Consider the following 15,118-nt stretch of genomic DNA (forward strand, 5'->3'; position numbering starts at 1 on the left):
TTTTAAAATCTGCCGATAATTCCAGCGTGTTCAACGAGGAGCAATATTATGGCTACTCCACTCTCTGCCACTTCGGGCAATGCCTCGGCGCCGGTCCAGTCCAAAGATGACAAGCCCTTGTCGCCGGCCGCCCGCGCCAAGGCGGATTTAAACGTGTCTATCGTACAAGCTTCCTTGACGGTATCGTTAAATTCCTCCAATGAACCCTTGTCGGTGGTGCTGAAAACCGCGCTGACCGGCATCAACGAGGCGCTCAAGGACGATTTCGGCGATAACGCCATCCAGAACGCCGTGTCGCAGGACAATACGCCGCAAGGCACCGCGAGCCGCATTGTATCGTTGTCCACCGCATTTTACGAAGCCTATAAACAGCAGCACGCGGGCGAGGACGAGACCGAAACGCTGAACAATTTCATCAACACGCTGAAAAAGGGCGTGGACCAGGGCTTCAAGGAGGCGCGCGACGTGCTGCAGGGCCTGAAGGTGCTGAACGGCGATGTCGCCAGCAATATCGACAAGACCTACGACCTGGTGCAGCAGGGCTTCGCCGATTTCATCACCGCCCACCAGCCCAAGCCGCGCGACGCCGAAGCGGCTCAGGCCGCGACCTGATTGCGGCCGCGCTCCTTGGCGCGGTACAGCGCCGCGTCGGCCGTGGCGATCAGGTCGTGCTCGTTCTGCCCCGGCTGCAGCACCGCCACGCCTAACGAGGCCGTGATGTGCGGCAGCGGCTGGCGCATATCGGCGAACACCTTGGCCGAGCGCATGCGCTCGCACAGGCGCTCGGCCACCGAGGCCGCCACCTTGTCGCTGGTGTCAGGCAGCAGCACCATCATTTCCTCGCCGCCGTAGCGCACCGCGAAATCGGTCGGGCGCAGCGCGCCGCTCAGCACCTGCGCGGCCGAGCGCAGCGCCTCGTCGCCGGCCAGGTGGCCGTGGCTGTCGTTGAATTTCTTGAAGTGGTCGAGGTCGATCATGATCAGCGCCAGCGGCGCGTGCGAGCCGTGCGCGGTGGCCACCATGGTCGGCAGCAGGTCGTTCAGCCAGGCGCGGTTGTACAGGCCGGTCAGGCCGTCGATCATCGACAGCTGACGGTAGAACTCGCCCAGCTTCTGGCGCCGGCGCAGCTGCGCGTTGGCGGCGCGGATGCGGAACGACAGCAGACGCAGCAGGTTACGCGCCAGCACATTCGATTCATCGATCAGCTGCCACACCAGGTCGGCCTCGATCACCAGCACCTCGCTTTGCTCGAGCGCGGTGATGCTCGACAGATTGGTTTCCTCGTCCAGCACCGATTGCTCGCCCACGCTTTCGCCCGGCAGGATCTTGCTGACGGTGCCGTCGGCCATGCCGGTGCGGGTATCGCTGGCCACCGACAGCGCGCCGCGCAGCACGATGTACAGGCGCGCGCGGCCGGACTCGCTCACGGCTTCGTCGGCTTCCAGTCGCATGATGGGGCAGCGCGCCAGCAGCCTGGCGACGGCGGCGTCATCGTTGGAATTGCGCAGCAGCTGCAGGTCGCTGATCTGATAGCTCGATGAGCCGAAGGTGCTGATTTGTTTCATGCAAAGAAGCAATCGATGGTTCAATAGTAGTCATATTGTTGCACGAATGCGGCAAGGAGTGCTTCAATATCGGATCGCAACCTGACGGGATACAACATGGCTTACATCGACGCGCTGGGCACAGAGCATCAACCCGACCCGCACGCGCGCATCGTCTCGCTGGTGCCATCGATCACCGAGCTGCTGTGCGATCTCGGGCTGGCGGCGCAGGTGGTGGGCCGCACCGGCTTCTGCATCCACCCGTGGGACGTGGTGCAGGCGATTCCCAAGGTGGGCGGCACCAAGGATGTGAATCTGGACAAGATCCGCCAGCTGGCGCCGACCCACGTGGTGCTCAATATTGACGAAAACGAAAAGCCGACCGCCGACGCGCTGGCCGGGTTCGTGCCCAACCTGGTGGTCACCCACCCGTTGAAGCCGTACGACAACGTGGCGCTGGCCCGGCTGATGGGCGGCGTGTTCTGCCGCGAGCGCCAGGCGGAAGACTGGTGCGCCGCGTTCGAGGCCGAATACGCGTTGTTGCAGGCCACGCCCAAGGGGCGGCCGCAGAACATGTTGTACTGCATCTGGCAGGACCCGTGGATGACCATCTCGCGCGACACCTACATCGCCCGCATGCTGGCGGAAATCGGCTGGAGCGTGCCGGACCTGGGCGCCTCGCGCTATCCGGAATTCCGCTGGTCGTCCGAGCTGATTGCCGGGATTGACGGCGTGCTGCTATCGAGCGAGCCGTACCGCTTTACCGAGGCGCACGCGGACGTGCTGGAGCGGCAGATCGGCAAGCCGGTGCTGCTGGTGGATGGGGAAATGATGTCGTGGTACGGCAGCCGTTCGCTGCAGGGCCTGAAATACCTGCGGGAGCTGGCGCGGCGCTAGCTCCCGTGTCCTGTTACTCCTCGTCGGCGACGACGGCGGCCGATACCGCGCCGACGCCGGCGGCGTGGCGCTTGTTGTCATGCAGTTTGCCGACCGCGCTGTCGACCGCGCGTTTCAGCTTGTCGGTGGCGCCGCTGATGGCCTGGTGCAGCGTGGCCGCATGGTCGCTCACGGCGATGGGTTGAAGACCAGTAAGACGTGCTTCCATCAGGCAGCGGTTATCGCCGTCGGCCGACTTCTGGCCCAGGTTGTCGCTGAGATGGACTTCGATGCGGGTGATTTGCTCGCCGAAGCGTTGGAGGGCATTGCTCACCACAGTTTGTACGTGTTCGTCGAGACCGGAGTGACGTTCGATGGTTTTGTCGGTATTGATTTGGATTTGCATACGCTTGCTCCTGTTGTTGAACTGCGTAACCATCTTACTCCTTCCAGCCTTAAGTGCACGTTAATTGCTTAACTGTCGCGCCGCAGTTGCTCGAAGCCCTGTGGCTCCCATTCGCGCAAGGCCAGCAGCAGGCCGGTGCCATGGCGCTGCTCGAACGCCGCATGCAGGCTTTGCTCGTGCAGCTCGGCGAACTCGCGTTGCAGACGCTGCAGCTTCTTGCGCAGCTGCGCGGTGGCGTCGACGGTCAGCATGCCATGCGAAAAATTCAGCAGCTCCGTCTGGCTGTTGAAGGGGCTGTCAATGAAATCGCCCAGCGATTGCCGCAGGAAGAAGTTGCGGATGGGGCCGTTCTCCAGCCAGGCGAAATTGCGCGCCACCAGCAGGCGGATGCGGTTGCCCGGCAACAGTTCCAGCACGTTCAGCTTATCCAGCGTGAGCAGATGGCCGAGGCACTGCGCCTCGGTCAGCGCGTATTTCCGTACGATGTCAGGCATGGTCCAGTGGTTCAGCACACAGATGGTGACCAGCAGCAGCCGCACGTCGGAAACCAGTTGCTGTTCCTGCGCCTGCGTCAGCTGTTCCAGGCGTGGCTGGCTGTTGTCCGATTCCAGCATCAGGTCGGCCATTGACATCTCCAGCAATTCCGCCAGCTGCGCCAGGCGCTCCAGCGTCAGGGTGGTGCCGGTGAGCATGCGCTTGACTGTCGGTTCCGACACGTGCAGCGCCGCGGCCAGCTGTTTGTAGGTCCAGCCGCGCAGCTTGAATTGGCGCTTGATGGTGGACATCAGATGTTGAATTTCTCTCATGGCATCCGGAAAGGATCATATTTTGATCCTTTGCATATTATCATGAGCAATAAAAGTAAAAAGAAGTATTGTTCTTTGGCCGCCTTGCTTATCATGTAGTCCAGTGTTAACCGTTGGGGCATAGGCGTGGAATCGAGAAAGATCAGTATTATCGGCAGTGGCATGGCGTTGCCGGCGCGGGAGGTGGGCAGCGCCGAGCTGGACCGTCAACTAGGACTGCCCGAGGGCAGCACTTTTCGCCAGACCGGAGTCGCCCGGCGTTTTCTGTCGACCCACGAGACGGCGGCGCAGCTGGCCGCGCAGGCCTGCGAGGCCGCGCTGCGCGACGCCGGTTTGCGCTGGCAGGATATCGACTGCCTGGTCGCGACCTCGGCGACGATGGACCAGGCCTTGCCCTACAACGCGGCGCTGATCCACGCCGAGCTCGGACTGGCCGCCCAACGCACCGCGACCTTCGACATCGGCGCCAGTTGCCTGTCCTTCCTCACCGGGCTGGATGTGATGAGCTACATGGTGGAGGCGGGGCGCTATCGCAACGTGATGCTGGTGTCGACCGACATCGCCACGTTTGGGCTGGACTGGAGCCGCCTGAAGGAGTGCGGTATTTTCGGCGACGGATCGGCGGCGGTGGTGATCCGCAAATCGCAGGCCGATGAGCGCGGCGCGCTGCACAGCGCGGGCATGGTGACCTTGTCCGCCGGTGTGCAGCATTGCCGTATTCCGGCGGGCGGCTCGCGCTATCATCCGCGCCGGATCGAGGGCCCGATCGAGCCGCTGTCGCTGTTCCAGATGGACGGCAAGTCGGTGTTCCGGTTGGTGGCCGGGGAGTTGCCGCAGTTTGCCGCCATGCTGCTGGACCAGGCGCACACCAGCATGCGGCGCATTGCGGCGGTGGTGCCGCATCAGGCCAGCCAGTTGGCGCTGGATCACTTATCCAAGCGCCTGGCGATACCGCGTGAACGGCTGGTGGATATCTTCTCTCAGTATGGCAATCAGGTGTCGGCCTCGTTGCCGACGGCGTTGCACCTGGCGCTGAGCGAAGGGCGGGTGCGCCGTGGCGACCAGGTCATGCTGATCGGTACCGGCGCGGGCCTGACCATGGGCGGCATGGTGTTGACGTATTGAGCGCGGCCATGAAAATACTCGTCACGGGCGGCACCGGCTTCCTCGGCCGCCATCTGGTCTGGCGCCTGGCGGGGCAGGGCGCGCAAGTTGTCTTCACCGGACGGAATCGCGCCTCGGCGCAACTGGTGCTGGCTGGCGCAAGCGCGCAGCATTCCGCCGCGTCCGCGCCGGGGCGCGCTCCACGCTACGTCGAGATCGACCACGGCGTTGCCGATGCCGGACGCCGGCTGCTGGATTGCGCGGAAGGAGCGGACGCGATCGTGCATTGCGCCGCACTGGCCGCGCCGTGGGGGAGCAGGCAGGCCTTCGCTCGCGCGAACATCCGATCGACAGCCGAGGTGCTGGACGCTTGCGCCGCGCATCGGATTGAACGCCTGATCCACATTTCCACGCCCAGCGTTTACTTTGCCTTCGAAGACCGCCTTGGCATACGGGAGGACGCGCCGCTGCCGCCGCCAGCCACCGAGTACGCCCGCAGCAAGCGTGAAGCCGAGTTGATGGTGTTGGCGGCCGGGCTGCCGCGCGCCGTCATCCTGCGTCCGCGCGCCATCTTCGGTCCGTGGGATCAGGCACTGTTGCCCCGCCTGCTGCGGCTGATGCGATACGGCCGCGTGCCGCTGCTGCGCGGCGGCCGCGCGCTGCTGGACCTCACTTACGTCGATAACGTGGTCGACGCCATTCTGCTGTCGCTGGGCGCGCCGTCCGGCATCTACAACATCAGCAACGGCGAACCGATCGCCGCCGCCGACCTGTTTGCCCGCATCGCCGCCGGCTTTGGCTTGCCGGTCCGCGCCACAAACCGCCCCTACGCGCTGGCCGACGCCGTCGCGCGCGTGCTGGAGTTGGGCGCGCGGCTGGCGCCCGGCTGGGAGCCGCCGGTCACGCGATATTCGTTGGGCGCGATCGCCTATTCGCAAACGCTGGATTTGCAGAACGCCCGCGACACCCTGGGCTACGCGCCGTCGGTCTCGCTGGAGGAGGGCATCGCCCGCACCGCCGCCTGGTGGAAGGAGCAAGCGGCATGAGGCTTCCCTTCCGCCTGCTCAAAGTCGGCCACTGCAGCCATCCGGAATGCGTCACCCAACGCGGCGGGCGCTGGGCCGCCACGTTGTTCCCGGCCCTGTGCGGCTTGCTGCGCCACCCCACACGCGGCTGGATATTGTTCGACACCGGCTACAGCCAGCACTTCACCACGGCGACGCAGCCGTTCCCCGAACGCCTGTACCGCTGGACCACACCATTTACCCTGCCGCCGGAACAAACGCTGACCGCGCAACTGGCTCGCCTCGGCATCGCGCCGGACGATATCGCCCATGTGGTGATCTCCCACCTGCATGGCGACCACATTGCCGGACTGCGCGACTTTCCACGCGCCGGCTTCATCACCATGCGCGGCGAGGTGCAGGCCATGGACCAGCGTTCGCGTTTCGGCAATCTAATGCACGGCACGCTGCCGGCTTTGCTGCCGGATGATTTCCGCCAGCGCGTTCGCTACGCCGAGGATGCGGCGCACATCGCGCTGCCGCGTGAATTGCGGCCGTTCGAACAAGGTTTCGACCTGTTCGGCGATGGCAGTTTGCTGGCTGTGCATCTGCCAGGACATAGCCGGGGCCAGATCGGCATCGTCTTCCGCCAGGAGAGCGATCGCCTGACTTTCATGAGCGCGGACGCCTGCTGGAGCATGGGCGCATTGCGGGAGGACCGGGGACCGCTGTGGATCGCCCGCCGCATCTTCGATCACGATGGGCAGTACCGGCAAACCTTCCAACGCCTGCGGCGGATGCAGGCCGGTGGCGGCGCGCCGCTGATGATCCCCTCGCACTGCGAACAGACCTGGAAAGCATATGAGCAATCGACTCTTTGAAATCGGCGTGGTGGCGTGGCACTTCCTGCGCGCACGCGGCTTGCGCTTCCGCTCGCGCGCGGCGCTGCTGGCGTGGCAGCAAAAGCGCATTGACCTCTTCCTGCGCCAGCGCCTGCCGCAATTGCCTTTCTATCGCGCCCACGTCGGCGCGCCGCTGGCGCGGTTGCCTATCATCGATAAATCCATCATGCTGGCCAACTTTGACCTGCTGAATAATGTCGGCATCAGCCTGGAGGAGGCCACCGCCACCGCGCTCGCCGCCGAGCACACGCGTGACTTCCGTCCGCACATAGGTGGCGTGACGGTCGGCCTGTCGAGCGGCACGCAAGGACCGCGTGGTGTATTCATGGTGGCGCGCCGCGAGCAATTACGCTGGGCCGGCATCATGCTGGCGCGGGTGCTGGATGGGGCGTTGCTCAGAAGGCTGCTGTTCGGACGCCCGCTCAAAGTCGCGTTCTTCATGCGCGCCAACAGCAATCTGTACGGCACGCTGGCCAGCCGTCGCATCGCATTCCGCTTTTACGACCTGCTGGGAGGGCTGGACCAGCATCTGCGGTCATTGCAGGGGCAGTCGCCGGATATCCTGGTCGCGCCGGCGCGCATCCTTGGCCGCATCGCCGCGCTGGCGCTGGAAGGCAAGCTGCAACTGGCGCCGCGCAAGGTGATCGCCGTGGCCGAGGTGCTGGAGCCAGATGACCGGCTCCGTATCGAGCAAGCCTTCGGCGGGCCGGTACACCAGCTATACCAGTGTACGGAAGGCTTCCTCGGCTACACCTGCGAGCATGGCGTCCTCCATCTCAACGAGGAGTTCGTCCACATCGAGCCGGAATGGCTGGACGCCGCGCGCACGCGCTTTGTCCCCATCGTTACCGACTTCACGCGCAGTACGCAGCACTTCATCCGTTATCGCCTGAACGATAGCCTGCGCGTGCGCGCCGAAGCTTGTCCCTGCGGCAGCGCCGCGCTGGCGCTGGACGCGGTCGAAGGGCGCTGCGACGACATCCTGTGGCTGCCGCGCGCCGACGATGGCGAGCTGGCCGCGCTGTATCCGGACATGATACGCCATGCGATATCGATCGCGACCCAGGCCTTGCCGGACTACCGCATCGCCCAGCATGGCGACACGCTGCACATCGCGGTGGCGGACAACGCCTCGTTCGACGGCGTGGCGCAGGCCGTGCGGCAGGCGGCGCAGCGGCAAGGCTTGATCACGCCCGCGTGCCATCACGTGCCATTCACCGACACCCAGGAACACATCAAGCGCCGCCGCATCGTGTGCGTGACGAAACCGGAGACTGTTCATGCCTAACGTGCTTGTTCTTGGCGGCCGCGCCCCGGTGGCGCTTGACCATGCCCGCCGTTTCGCCGCGCAAGGCTGGCGCGTGGTGATCGCCGATAGCGTATCGTGCGGCCTGTCCGGCTGGTCGCGCGCGGTGGCGGCGACGGCCAGGCTTGCGCCGCCGCGCCACGCGCCGGCGCAGTTTGTCCGTGATCTGAACGCGGTGATCGCCCGCGAACGCATCGACCTCGTGGTGCCCACTTGCGAGGAGGTGTTCTTCCTGTCGCGCTATCGTTCCGCCTTGCCGGCCGCGTGTCGCGTGGCGGTCGATGATTTCGACAAACTGCGGCTGTTGCACAGCAAGTGGGAGTTTACAAAACAGGCGGCAGGCTGCGCGCCGGACAGCGCCGTGGTGCGGAATCTGGAGCAGGCGCGCGAATGGGCGGGTGGACGGCCGCTGGTGCTGAAGCCGGAGTTCTCGCGTTTCGGCGTGCACGTGCGGATCTACCCTCAGGGAATGCCGGCCGACGCCGCGCCCCTGCCCGCGATGGGGGCGTGGGTGGCGCAGGAATACTGCGCAGGCACCGAGCTTTGTTCATATAGCGTGGCTGACCAGGGCGTCCTGACCGCACACGCCTTGTATCGTCCGGTGCATCGCTTGCACCGTAGTTCAAGCTACTATTTCGAGCCGCACGCGAGTGAGCCGATACAACGTTTCGTCGCCGACCTGGTGGCGCGCCTGCGGTTTACTGGCCAGATTTCGTTCGACTGGATCGACATGGGCGACGGCACGCCGCGTGTACTCGAATGCAATCCACGTGCCACCAGCGGCCTGCATTTATTCGGTGCGCAGGATGCCGTGCCGGCGGCGCTGAACGGCGCCGTCCAGCCCTGCGTCAGCCCGCGAGGCGGCGCGCGCATGCTGGGACCTGTCATGTACACCGCCGGCCTGGCGCAGGCGCTGGCTGCCGGCACGCTGGGCGGCTGGCGCCGTGACGCGCGGCGCGCCGCGGACGTGCTCTCGGCGCCGTCCGACAACCTTCCGCTCGCCGGCGCCGTGCTCGACATGGCGTGGTTCGCCAGGACCGCCTTGGCACGCCGCTGCACCTTGCGTGAAGCGGCCACCAGCGACATCGAATGGGACGGCGAGGAGTTGGCGTGAACCCGTCCGACGAGTTCTGCGCGCGCGCCGGGCATTTCGGCGCCATCCACGTGGGCCGGGCGACCCGGCCTTACATCGGCAATCTTCACGCTGAAGTGGCGTTGTTGCGCGATGGCGGCCTGACGCTGCCATGCACGATCAACCACGGTGAACCGGATAACGCGTGGGTATGTTCGCCGCTGGCGACCTATGGCAGCTACGTCATCGAAGAAATTGGCCGTACGATAGGCAAGCCGTGGCGCTATCCCCTGCAGGCGCTATGCCACGGTTATCGCGGTGTGCTGGCGGCCGCCGCGATCGACAAAACGGTCGCGGTCAACAACTGGATGCTGAGCACCAACCTGTATCCGGCGCTGCGGCCGCGCGCGCTGGCCGGCATCATCGCCCAGGTTCGCGAGCGCTGGCCTGAGCATGCGATCTGGTTCCGGTCGTTGAACGCCCGGCATAATCAGCCCTGGCTGGAAGCCCTGCTTGCCGCTGGGTTTGAGCTGCTGCCCAGCCGGCAGGTATATCTGTTCGATGACCTGGCGACGGGCAGGCAGGCCAATTTGCTGCGCGACCTCAAACTGTTGAAGCACACCACGCTCAATGTCGCGCGCGAGTTCAACGCCGCCGACTTCGAGCGCATCGAGACCCTGTACGGTCTTCTCTATCTGGATAAATATTCGCGCCTTAATCCGCACTATAGCGCCAGCTTCATGCGCGCCTGGCACGATAACGGTCTATTGGATTTCTGGGGCCTGCGCGACGACGCGGGGACCTTGCAGGCGGTGATCGGCACCTTTCGTCAGGGCGACATCATCAGCGCGCCCATCGTCGGGTACAACACGGCGCTGCCAAAGGAGCTTGGGCTGTATCGCCTGCTGATGGCGCGTGTGTTCGATGTGGTCCGGCGCGAGGGCCTGCGCTTGAACCTGAGCGCAGGCGCCGCCCACTTCAAGCGCCTGCGGGGCGGCCGCGCGGCGCTGGAGTACAGCGCGGTGCTGAGCGGCCACCTGCCGCTGGCGCGTCGCGCGGCCCTGCGCACCCTGCGCGGCCTGACGCAAACCATAGGCGTACCCATGATGCAGAGGTTGGAATTATGACGCAGTGGCCTTTATCGATACGTTCGCAGTGGCTGGTCGCCGCGCATGCGGGCAAGGTGGGCAAGCGGCCGTTGGCGGTGACGGTGCTGGATGTGCCGCTGGTGCTGGCGCGGGCGGCGGATGGCAAGGTCCTGGTGTTCGAGGACCGCTGCCCGCACCGGCAAGTGCCTTTGTCCTGTGGCCGCATGACGGAGCGTGGCTTGCAATGCCCCTACCACGGCTGGACCTTCGGTGGCGACGGCAAGGTGGTCGCCATGCCAGGGCTGGGGCCGGATACGCCGATGCCGGCTGTCAGCGCGCGCGCCATACGCTGCCAGGAGCACAATGGGCTGGTCTGGGTGCGGCTGGCCGAGGCCGGGGAGGAGGAGGGCGATGCGCCGGATACGCCGCCGGCATCGATGATTCGCGGCCTGCCGGGCAGCACCTCGCAGCCGTGGCAGGCGTACTGGAAAACCGGCATCGTCGATGCGATTGAAAATTTCCTCGACCCGCTGCACACGCACACGCTGCATCCGGGGCTGGTGCGGCGCGATGGGACGCGGCGGCCGGTGCAGGCGTCGGTGCGCTTGACCGAGGAGGGCTTCCGCGTGGATTATCGCGGCCAGACGGAGCAGAGCGGCTTGTTGTACCGTTTGTTCGAGTCGCCAAGGGTTTCCGAGTGCGCGGTGTTTTCCGGCGTCGGATCGGCGCGGATCGAATATCGCTACCAGAACGGCAGCGCCATCGACGTGACGCTGCATTTTACGCCGGCACACGGCGGCGAGACGCATGTGTTCGCGAGCATGGCGGTGGCGGGGCGCTGGGCGCCACGTTGGGCGCTGTATCTTTTCGTTCTGCCTTTCCTCAGCAAAGTCGGGCGGCAGGACCAGTACATGGTCGAGCTCCAGGCCGCCAACAAGGCGCGCTTTGGCGACAGCGACGCCGGCGTCTCCACCTCGCTGGACCTGGTCCGGCCCTACGTTGCCGCGCTGTGGCAGGGCAAGCCGTTCGCGCGCGAGGCGTTCGAACGGGATGTCGTACTGTATCTGTGACGGCCGGGTGCGGATCCCTAGCCGTTGATGAGCGAAGCGGCGATGTTGATGGAGAGGCCGAGGATGGCCAGGTTGTAGAGGAAGCACAGCACGGACTGGGCCAACACCACCTTGCGCAGGCTGCGGCTGCGCACCGTGACGTCCGAGGTTTGCACCGCCACCGAGATGGTGAACGAGAAGTACAGGAAGTCCCAGTAATTGGGCACCAGCTCGCGGTCCGGGAAGCCGAGCGGCGGGTCGTCGCCCTCGACGCTGTAGTACAGGTGGGCGTAGTGCGAGCAAAACATCACGCCGACCATGAACCACGAGCCGACCAGCGTCAGCACGCTGAGCGCGTAGTGCTCCACCGGCGCGCCGGGCGCCCGCGCCGCCATCTGCGAGATGATGGCGGCCAGGCTGACCATCACCGCCAGCGACAGCACGGCCAGGATCACCGGCCCCTTTTCATCCTGCCGCCGGGCGGCGCGCTTGATGTCGTGCTGGTCGGCCTGCGCCATCATCCACGTCATCATGGCGAGGTAGCTCCATACCAGCACGTTCCAGCAGGTCAGCAACTGCGTCAGCCATGCCCAGCCCTCGGGCAGGAACAGGCTGGTCGCCACGGCCAGCACGATGGCCGTGCTCAGGTGAGGGCGGCTGTGGATGATGGACGGCAGCGGCAGGCGCAGTGTCATTTCTTATCCTCGTGCGGAAAACGGTCCATGCGCGACAGCACCGGGAACAGCACGGTCCACGCGCCCACCACGGCCAGCGTGGCGGCGCCGCCGAACAGCACCGCGCGCGTCAGGCCCAGCCAGCCGGCCGTGATGCCGGATTCAAATTCGCCCAGCTCATTCGAGGCGCCAATGAACACCGAGTTGACCGCGCTGACGCGGCCGCGAATCTCGTCCGGCGTTTCGTACTGTACCAGCAGGTGGCGCACGTAGACGCTGATCATGTCGCCGGCGCCCATCAGGAACAGCGCGACCAGCGCGACGATGAAGCTGGTGGTGGCGCCCAGCACGATGGTGCACACGCCAAACACCGCCACGCCGCCCAGCATCCAGGCGCCGACGCGGCGCGTGATGGGGAAGAAGGCCAGCACGATGGAGCACAGCGCGGCGCCGATGCCGGGCGCGGTGCGCAGCGCGCCCAGGCCGCTCGGGCCGACGTGCAGCACGTCGTGCGCCAGCGCCGGCAGCAGGGCGGTGGCGCCGCCGAACAGCACGGCGAACAGGTCGAGCGAGATCGCGCCCAGCACCACTTTCTTCGACCACACGAAGCGCAACCCTTCCAGCACCGTGTGCCACGAGGCCGGCCCGCTGGCGCTGGCCTGCTTGACCGACTTCACCAGCGACATCATCACCACCGCCGCCAGCAGCAGGCCGGAGGAAATCATGTACACCGTTTTCGGCCCGGCCAGGTAGAACAGGCCGCCCAGCGTGGGGCCGAGGATGACGGCCACGTGGAAGCTGGACGAGCTGAGCGCCACCGCCTTGCTGAAGCTTTCCTGCGGCACCAGGTTGACCAGGATGGCTTGCGTGGCCGGCCCCATGAAGGCGCGCGCGCTGCCGTACACGGCCAGCACGGCGAACACCGGCCACACGGCGCCCAGCCCGGTGTAGGTGAAGCCCAGCAGCATCAGGCCGCACAGCAGCTGGGCGCCCATGGCCAGCGCGATCAGGTTGCGGCGGTCGTAGCGGTCGGCCGCGTGGCCGGCGATCAGGATCAGCAGCAGGAACGGCAGGAACTGCGCCAGGCCGATCAGGCCGAGGTCGAACAGGTTGTGCGTCATCGAATACACTTGCCAGCCGATGGCGACGTTTTGCATTTGCACGGCCAGCGTGGCCAGGGTGCGGGCGGAGAGGTAGAGCGTGAAGTTGCGGTGGCGCAGGACGCTGAAGCCGTTGTGGAAGGAACTGTCTGACATTGTGGCTTTCGGGAGCGGGGCCGCCTGGGACGCCGCATCCCGAAAGGCCCCGGGGTTGGATGCTTAGGCGTTGAGGTCGGCTTCGGTGGTGAAGGCGTCGGCGTAGAATTCATCCTCCGGCAGGCCGCACTGGGCGACGAAGTCTTTCTTGGCCGATTCCACCATGATCGGCGCGCCGCAGGCGTACACCTGGTGGCCGGACAGGTCCGGCAGGTCCGCCATCACCGCCTGGTGCACGAAGCCGGTGCGGCCGGCCCAGTGATCCTCCGGCAGCAGGTTGGACAGCACCGGCACGTACTTGAAGTTCGGCAGCTGGCTGGCCCACTCGCGGCACAGCGCGTCCATGTACAGGTCCTGCGGGCGGCGACCGCCCCAGTACAGCGTCATCTGGCGGGTCGAGCCTTGCGCGCGCAGGTGCTCGACGATGGCCTTGATCGGCGCGAAGCCGGTGCCCGACGCCAGCAGCACCATCGGCTTGTCGGAATCCTCGCGCACGAAGAAGGTGCCCATCGGCCCCTCAAAGCGCAGGATGTCGCGTTCCTTCATGGTGCTGAACACCTGGTCGGTGAACAGGCCGCCCGGCATGTGGCGGATGTGCAGCGACAGCGGCTGGCCCTGCTCGGGCGCGCTGGCGATGCTGTAGCTGCGGCGCTTGCCGTCGCGCAGCATGAATTCGATGTACTGGCCGGCGCGGAATTTCAGCGTCTCGTTGGCCGGCAGTTGCAGCGTCATGATGATCACGTCCGAGGCCACCTTCTCCAGCGTGCTGACGCGCGACGGCATCTTGCGGATCGGGTAGTCGTCGCTGCCGGCCACCTCGCGCACCTCGATCACCAGGTCGGCCTCGGTGGTGGCGCAGCAGAACAGCGAATAGCCGGCCGCTTCCTCGTCCCTGGTCAGGGCGCGCTCCTGGTGCGCCTTGTGCTTGACCGCGCCGGACACGACCTTGCCCTTGCAGGAGCTGCAGGCGCCGTTTTTGCAGCCGTAAGGCAGGCCGATGCCGGCGCGCATGGCGGCCGCGAGGATGGTTTCGTCTTCCTCGCAGCTGAATTGATGGCCGCTAGGCTGTACAGTTATTTGAAACGTCATACAATCTTTCAGATGAAAAACTTCAAAAATCACAAATTCCACCGGCCGCGCGTGCTGATCGTCGGCTGCGGCGATGTCGGCATGCGCCTGTTGCCGTTGCTGACCGGCCATTTCCGCGTGTTCGCCACCACCAGCCAGGCCGAACGGTGCGCCGAACTGCGGGCCGCCGGCGCCGTGCCGCTGGTGGTCAACCTCGATCAGCCTGCCAGTTTGCGGCGCCTGGCCGGGCTGGCGCCGTGGGTGATCCACCTGGCGCCGCCGCCCGCCGAGGGCGCGCTGGACACCCGCACACGCAATTTGACCGCCATTTTACCCGAGCAAGGACGCTTGGTTTATGTCAGCACCACCGGAGTCTATGGCGATTGCGGCGGCGCGCTGTTTGACGAGAGCCGGCCGACCGCGCCGCGCAACCCGCGCGCGCTGCGCCGGGTCGACGCCGAGCGCACCTTGCGGCGCTGGGCGCGCCGGAGCGGGGCGGCCTTGTCCATCCTGCGCGTGCCGGGGATTTACGCGGCCGACCGCCTGCCGCTCAAGCGTTTGCAGGAGGGAACGCCGGCGCTGGTGGAGACCGACGACGTCTACACCAACCACATCCACGCCGACGATCTGGCCGCCATCATCGCCCGCGCGCTGTTTTGTGCGTTGCCTAACCGTATCTACCATGCGGTGGATGACAGCGACATGAAGATGGCGCACTATTTCGACGCCGTGGCGGACGCTTTCCAGCTGCCGCGCCCGCCGCGTCTGCCGAGGGCGGAATTGCAGCGGGTGGTCACGCCGGCCTTGCTGTCGTTCATGTCGGAGTCGCGCCGCCTGCGGAATGGCCGCATCAAGCGTGAGCTGGGTGTGCGCCTGCGCTATCCCACCGTCGGCGCGTTGTTGGCGGAGTTGTAAAGTTACGTTAAGAAGCAACAAAAATTACTTTTTTGTAATTTCAGCGTC

The 15,118-nt window shown here is 65.7% G+C and carries 16 protein-coding genes; 10 read left to right on the forward strand and 6 right to left on the reverse strand.

The features are described 5' to 3' along the window. Positions 1–48 precede the first annotated feature (48 nt). Positions 49–612, forward strand: a complete 564-nt coding sequence (locus FHW83_RS11560; protein WP_176646494.1) for a DUF5610 domain-containing protein — start codon at positions 49–51, stop codon at positions 610–612. Here FHW83_RS11560 and FHW83_RS11565 read toward each other — a convergent pair. Continuing rightward, complete coding sequence (locus FHW83_RS11565; protein WP_176646495.1) at positions 597–1,565, reverse strand: GGDEF domain-containing protein; 969 nt, start codon at positions 1,563–1,565, stop codon at positions 597–599. The two genes, FHW83_RS11560 and FHW83_RS11565, sit on opposite strands and share 16 nt — an antisense overlap. 96 nt (positions 1,566–1,661) lie before the next feature. Here FHW83_RS11565 and FHW83_RS11570 point away from each other — a divergent pair, with 96 nt between their 5' ends. Beyond that, complete coding sequence (locus FHW83_RS11570) at positions 1,662–2,441, forward strand: helical backbone metal receptor (RefSeq protein ID WP_176646496.1); 780 nt, start codon at positions 1,662–1,664, stop codon at positions 2,439–2,441. A gap of 13 nt (positions 2,442–2,454) precedes the next feature. On the opposite strand, the gene FHW83_RS11575 is transcribed toward FHW83_RS11570, so the two are convergent. Both FHW83_RS11575 and FHW83_RS11580 read right to left on the reverse strand, forming a co-directional pair. Beyond that, on the reverse strand, positions 2,455–2,826 hold the full coding sequence (locus FHW83_RS11575) for an HPF/RaiA family ribosome-associated protein (protein WP_176646497.1): 372 nt from the start codon (positions 2,824–2,826) through the stop codon (positions 2,455–2,457). A gap of 68 nt (positions 2,827–2,894) precedes the next feature. Beyond that, positions 2,895–3,632, reverse strand: coding sequence for a helix-turn-helix domain-containing protein (locus tag FHW83_RS11580; RefSeq protein WP_176646498.1), 738 nt, complete (start codon positions 3,630–3,632; stop codon positions 2,895–2,897). 126 nt (positions 3,633–3,758) lie between these two features. Here FHW83_RS11580 and FHW83_RS11585 point away from each other — a divergent pair, with 126 nt between their 5' ends. The 7 genes from FHW83_RS11585 to FHW83_RS11615 are packed head-to-tail and all read left to right on the forward strand — an operon-like array spanning position 3,759 to position 11,178. Then, positions 3,759–4,757 carry a 3-oxoacyl-[acyl-carrier-protein] synthase III C-terminal domain-containing protein gene (locus FHW83_RS11585; protein WP_373997194.1) on the forward strand — a complete coding sequence of 333 codons (999 nt, stop codon included), beginning with the start codon at positions 3,759–3,761 and terminating at the stop codon, positions 4,755–4,757. A gap of 8 nt (positions 4,758–4,765) precedes the next feature. Further along, the gene (locus FHW83_RS11590; protein ID WP_176646499.1) at positions 4,766–5,782 is read left to right on the forward strand and encodes an NAD(P)-dependent oxidoreductase; all 1,017 of its coding nucleotides are present in this window, start codon (positions 4,766–4,768) and stop codon (positions 5,780–5,782) included. Next, complete coding sequence (locus FHW83_RS11595; RefSeq protein WP_176646500.1) at positions 5,779–6,621, forward strand: MBL fold metallo-hydrolase; 843 nt, start codon at positions 5,779–5,781, stop codon at positions 6,619–6,621. Before FHW83_RS11590 ends, FHW83_RS11595 begins: the two co-directional genes overlap by 4 nt. Further along, positions 6,602–7,930 (forward strand): F390 synthetase-related protein, encoded by a 1,329-nt coding sequence (locus tag FHW83_RS11600; protein WP_176646501.1) that lies wholly within the window; start codon positions 6,602–6,604, stop codon positions 7,928–7,930. The genes FHW83_RS11595 and FHW83_RS11600 overlap by 20 nt, the downstream gene beginning before the upstream one ends. Further along, entirely contained in the window at positions 7,923–9,062 is a 1,140-nt protein-coding gene (locus FHW83_RS11605) for an ATP-grasp domain-containing protein (protein WP_176646502.1), read from the forward strand. Before FHW83_RS11600 ends, FHW83_RS11605 begins: the two co-directional genes overlap by 8 nt. Beyond that, positions 9,059–10,147, forward strand: coding sequence for a GNAT family N-acetyltransferase (locus FHW83_RS11610; RefSeq protein ID WP_176646503.1), 1,089 nt, complete (start codon positions 9,059–9,061; stop codon positions 10,145–10,147). Before FHW83_RS11605 ends, FHW83_RS11610 begins: the two co-directional genes overlap by 4 nt. Then, a complete protein-coding gene (locus FHW83_RS11615) occupies positions 10,144–11,178 on the forward strand; it encodes a Rieske 2Fe-2S domain-containing protein (protein WP_176646504.1) in 1,035 nt (344 codons plus the stop codon). The genes FHW83_RS11610 and FHW83_RS11615 overlap by 4 nt, the downstream gene beginning before the upstream one ends. Positions 11,179–11,195: 17 nt before the next feature. Here FHW83_RS11615 and FHW83_RS11620 read toward each other — a convergent pair whose 3' ends face one another. From FHW83_RS11620 to FHW83_RS11630, 3 genes are all read right to left on the reverse strand, one after another. Then, positions 11,196–11,852: a DUF1345 domain-containing protein gene (locus tag FHW83_RS11620; RefSeq protein WP_176646505.1), complete on the reverse strand. Its 657-nt coding sequence runs from the start codon at positions 11,850–11,852 to the stop codon at positions 11,196–11,198. Beyond that, a complete protein-coding gene (locus FHW83_RS11625; RefSeq protein ID WP_176646506.1) occupies positions 11,849–13,087 on the reverse strand; it encodes an MFS transporter in 1,239 nt (412 codons plus the stop codon). Before FHW83_RS11625 ends, FHW83_RS11620 begins: the two co-directional genes overlap by 4 nt. A gap of 63 nt (positions 13,088–13,150) precedes the next feature. Beyond that, positions 13,151–14,176: a CDP-6-deoxy-delta-3,4-glucoseen reductase gene (locus FHW83_RS11630; protein WP_176646507.1), complete on the reverse strand. Its 1,026-nt coding sequence runs from the start codon at positions 14,174–14,176 to the stop codon at positions 13,151–13,153. 12 nt (positions 14,177–14,188) lie between these two features. Between FHW83_RS11630 and FHW83_RS11635 the strand changes: the two genes are divergently transcribed. Beyond that, on the forward strand, positions 14,189–15,070 hold the full coding sequence (locus FHW83_RS11635) for an SDR family oxidoreductase (protein ID WP_176646508.1): 882 nt from the start codon (positions 14,189–14,191) through the stop codon (positions 15,068–15,070). Positions 15,071–15,118: the final 48 nt, after the last annotated feature.

Origin of the sequence: Duganella sp. SG902, assembly GCF_013376005.1 — a bacterium.
Taxonomy (GTDB): Bacteria; Pseudomonadota; Gammaproteobacteria; order Burkholderiales; family Burkholderiaceae_D; genus Rugamonas.

What these genes read in the sequence shown, in the direction of transcription:
- FHW83_RS11590 (WP_176646499.1), top strand. Translation starts at nt 4,766, where the DNA reads ATGAAAATACTCGTCACGGGCGGCACCGGCTTCCTCGGCCGCCATCTG.
- FHW83_RS11625 (WP_176646506.1), bottom strand. Translation starts at nt 13,087, where the DNA reads ATGTCAGACAGTTCCTTCCACAACGGCTTCAGCGTCCTGCGCCACCGC.
- FHW83_RS11575 (WP_176646497.1), bottom strand. Translation starts at nt 2,826, where the DNA reads ATGCAAATCCAAATCAATACCGACAAAACCATCGAACGTCACTCCGGT.
- FHW83_RS11630 (WP_176646507.1), bottom strand. Translation starts at nt 14,176, where the DNA reads ATGACGTTTCAAATAACTGTACAGCCTAGCGGCCATCAATTCAGCTGC.
- FHW83_RS11635 (WP_176646508.1), top strand. Translation starts at nt 14,189, where the DNA reads ATGAAAAACTTCAAAAATCACAAATTCCACCGGCCGCGCGTGCTGATC.
- FHW83_RS11605 (WP_176646502.1), top strand. Translation starts at nt 7,923, where the DNA reads ATGCCTAACGTGCTTGTTCTTGGCGGCCGCGCCCCGGTGGCGCTTGAC.
- FHW83_RS11600 (WP_176646501.1), top strand. Translation starts at nt 6,602, where the DNA reads ATGAGCAATCGACTCTTTGAAATCGGCGTGGTGGCGTGGCACTTCCTG.
- FHW83_RS11595 (WP_176646500.1), top strand. Translation starts at nt 5,779, where the DNA reads ATGAGGCTTCCCTTCCGCCTGCTCAAAGTCGGCCACTGCAGCCATCCG.
- FHW83_RS11615 (WP_176646504.1), top strand. Translation starts at nt 10,144, where the DNA reads ATGACGCAGTGGCCTTTATCGATACGTTCGCAGTGGCTGGTCGCCGCG.
- FHW83_RS11570 (WP_176646496.1), top strand. Translation starts at nt 1,662, where the DNA reads ATGGCTTACATCGACGCGCTGGGCACAGAGCATCAACCCGACCCGCAC.
- FHW83_RS11565 (WP_176646495.1), bottom strand. Translation starts at nt 1,565, where the DNA reads ATGAAACAAATCAGCACCTTCGGCTCATCGAGCTATCAGATCAGCGAC.
- FHW83_RS11620 (WP_176646505.1), bottom strand. Translation starts at nt 11,852, where the DNA reads ATGACACTGCGCCTGCCGCTGCCGTCCATCATCCACAGCCGCCCTCAC.
- FHW83_RS11580 (WP_176646498.1), bottom strand. Translation starts at nt 3,632, where the DNA reads ATGAGAGAAATTCAACATCTGATGTCCACCATCAAGCGCCAATTCAAG.
- FHW83_RS11560 (WP_176646494.1), top strand. Translation starts at nt 49, where the DNA reads ATGGCTACTCCACTCTCTGCCACTTCGGGCAATGCCTCGGCGCCGGTC.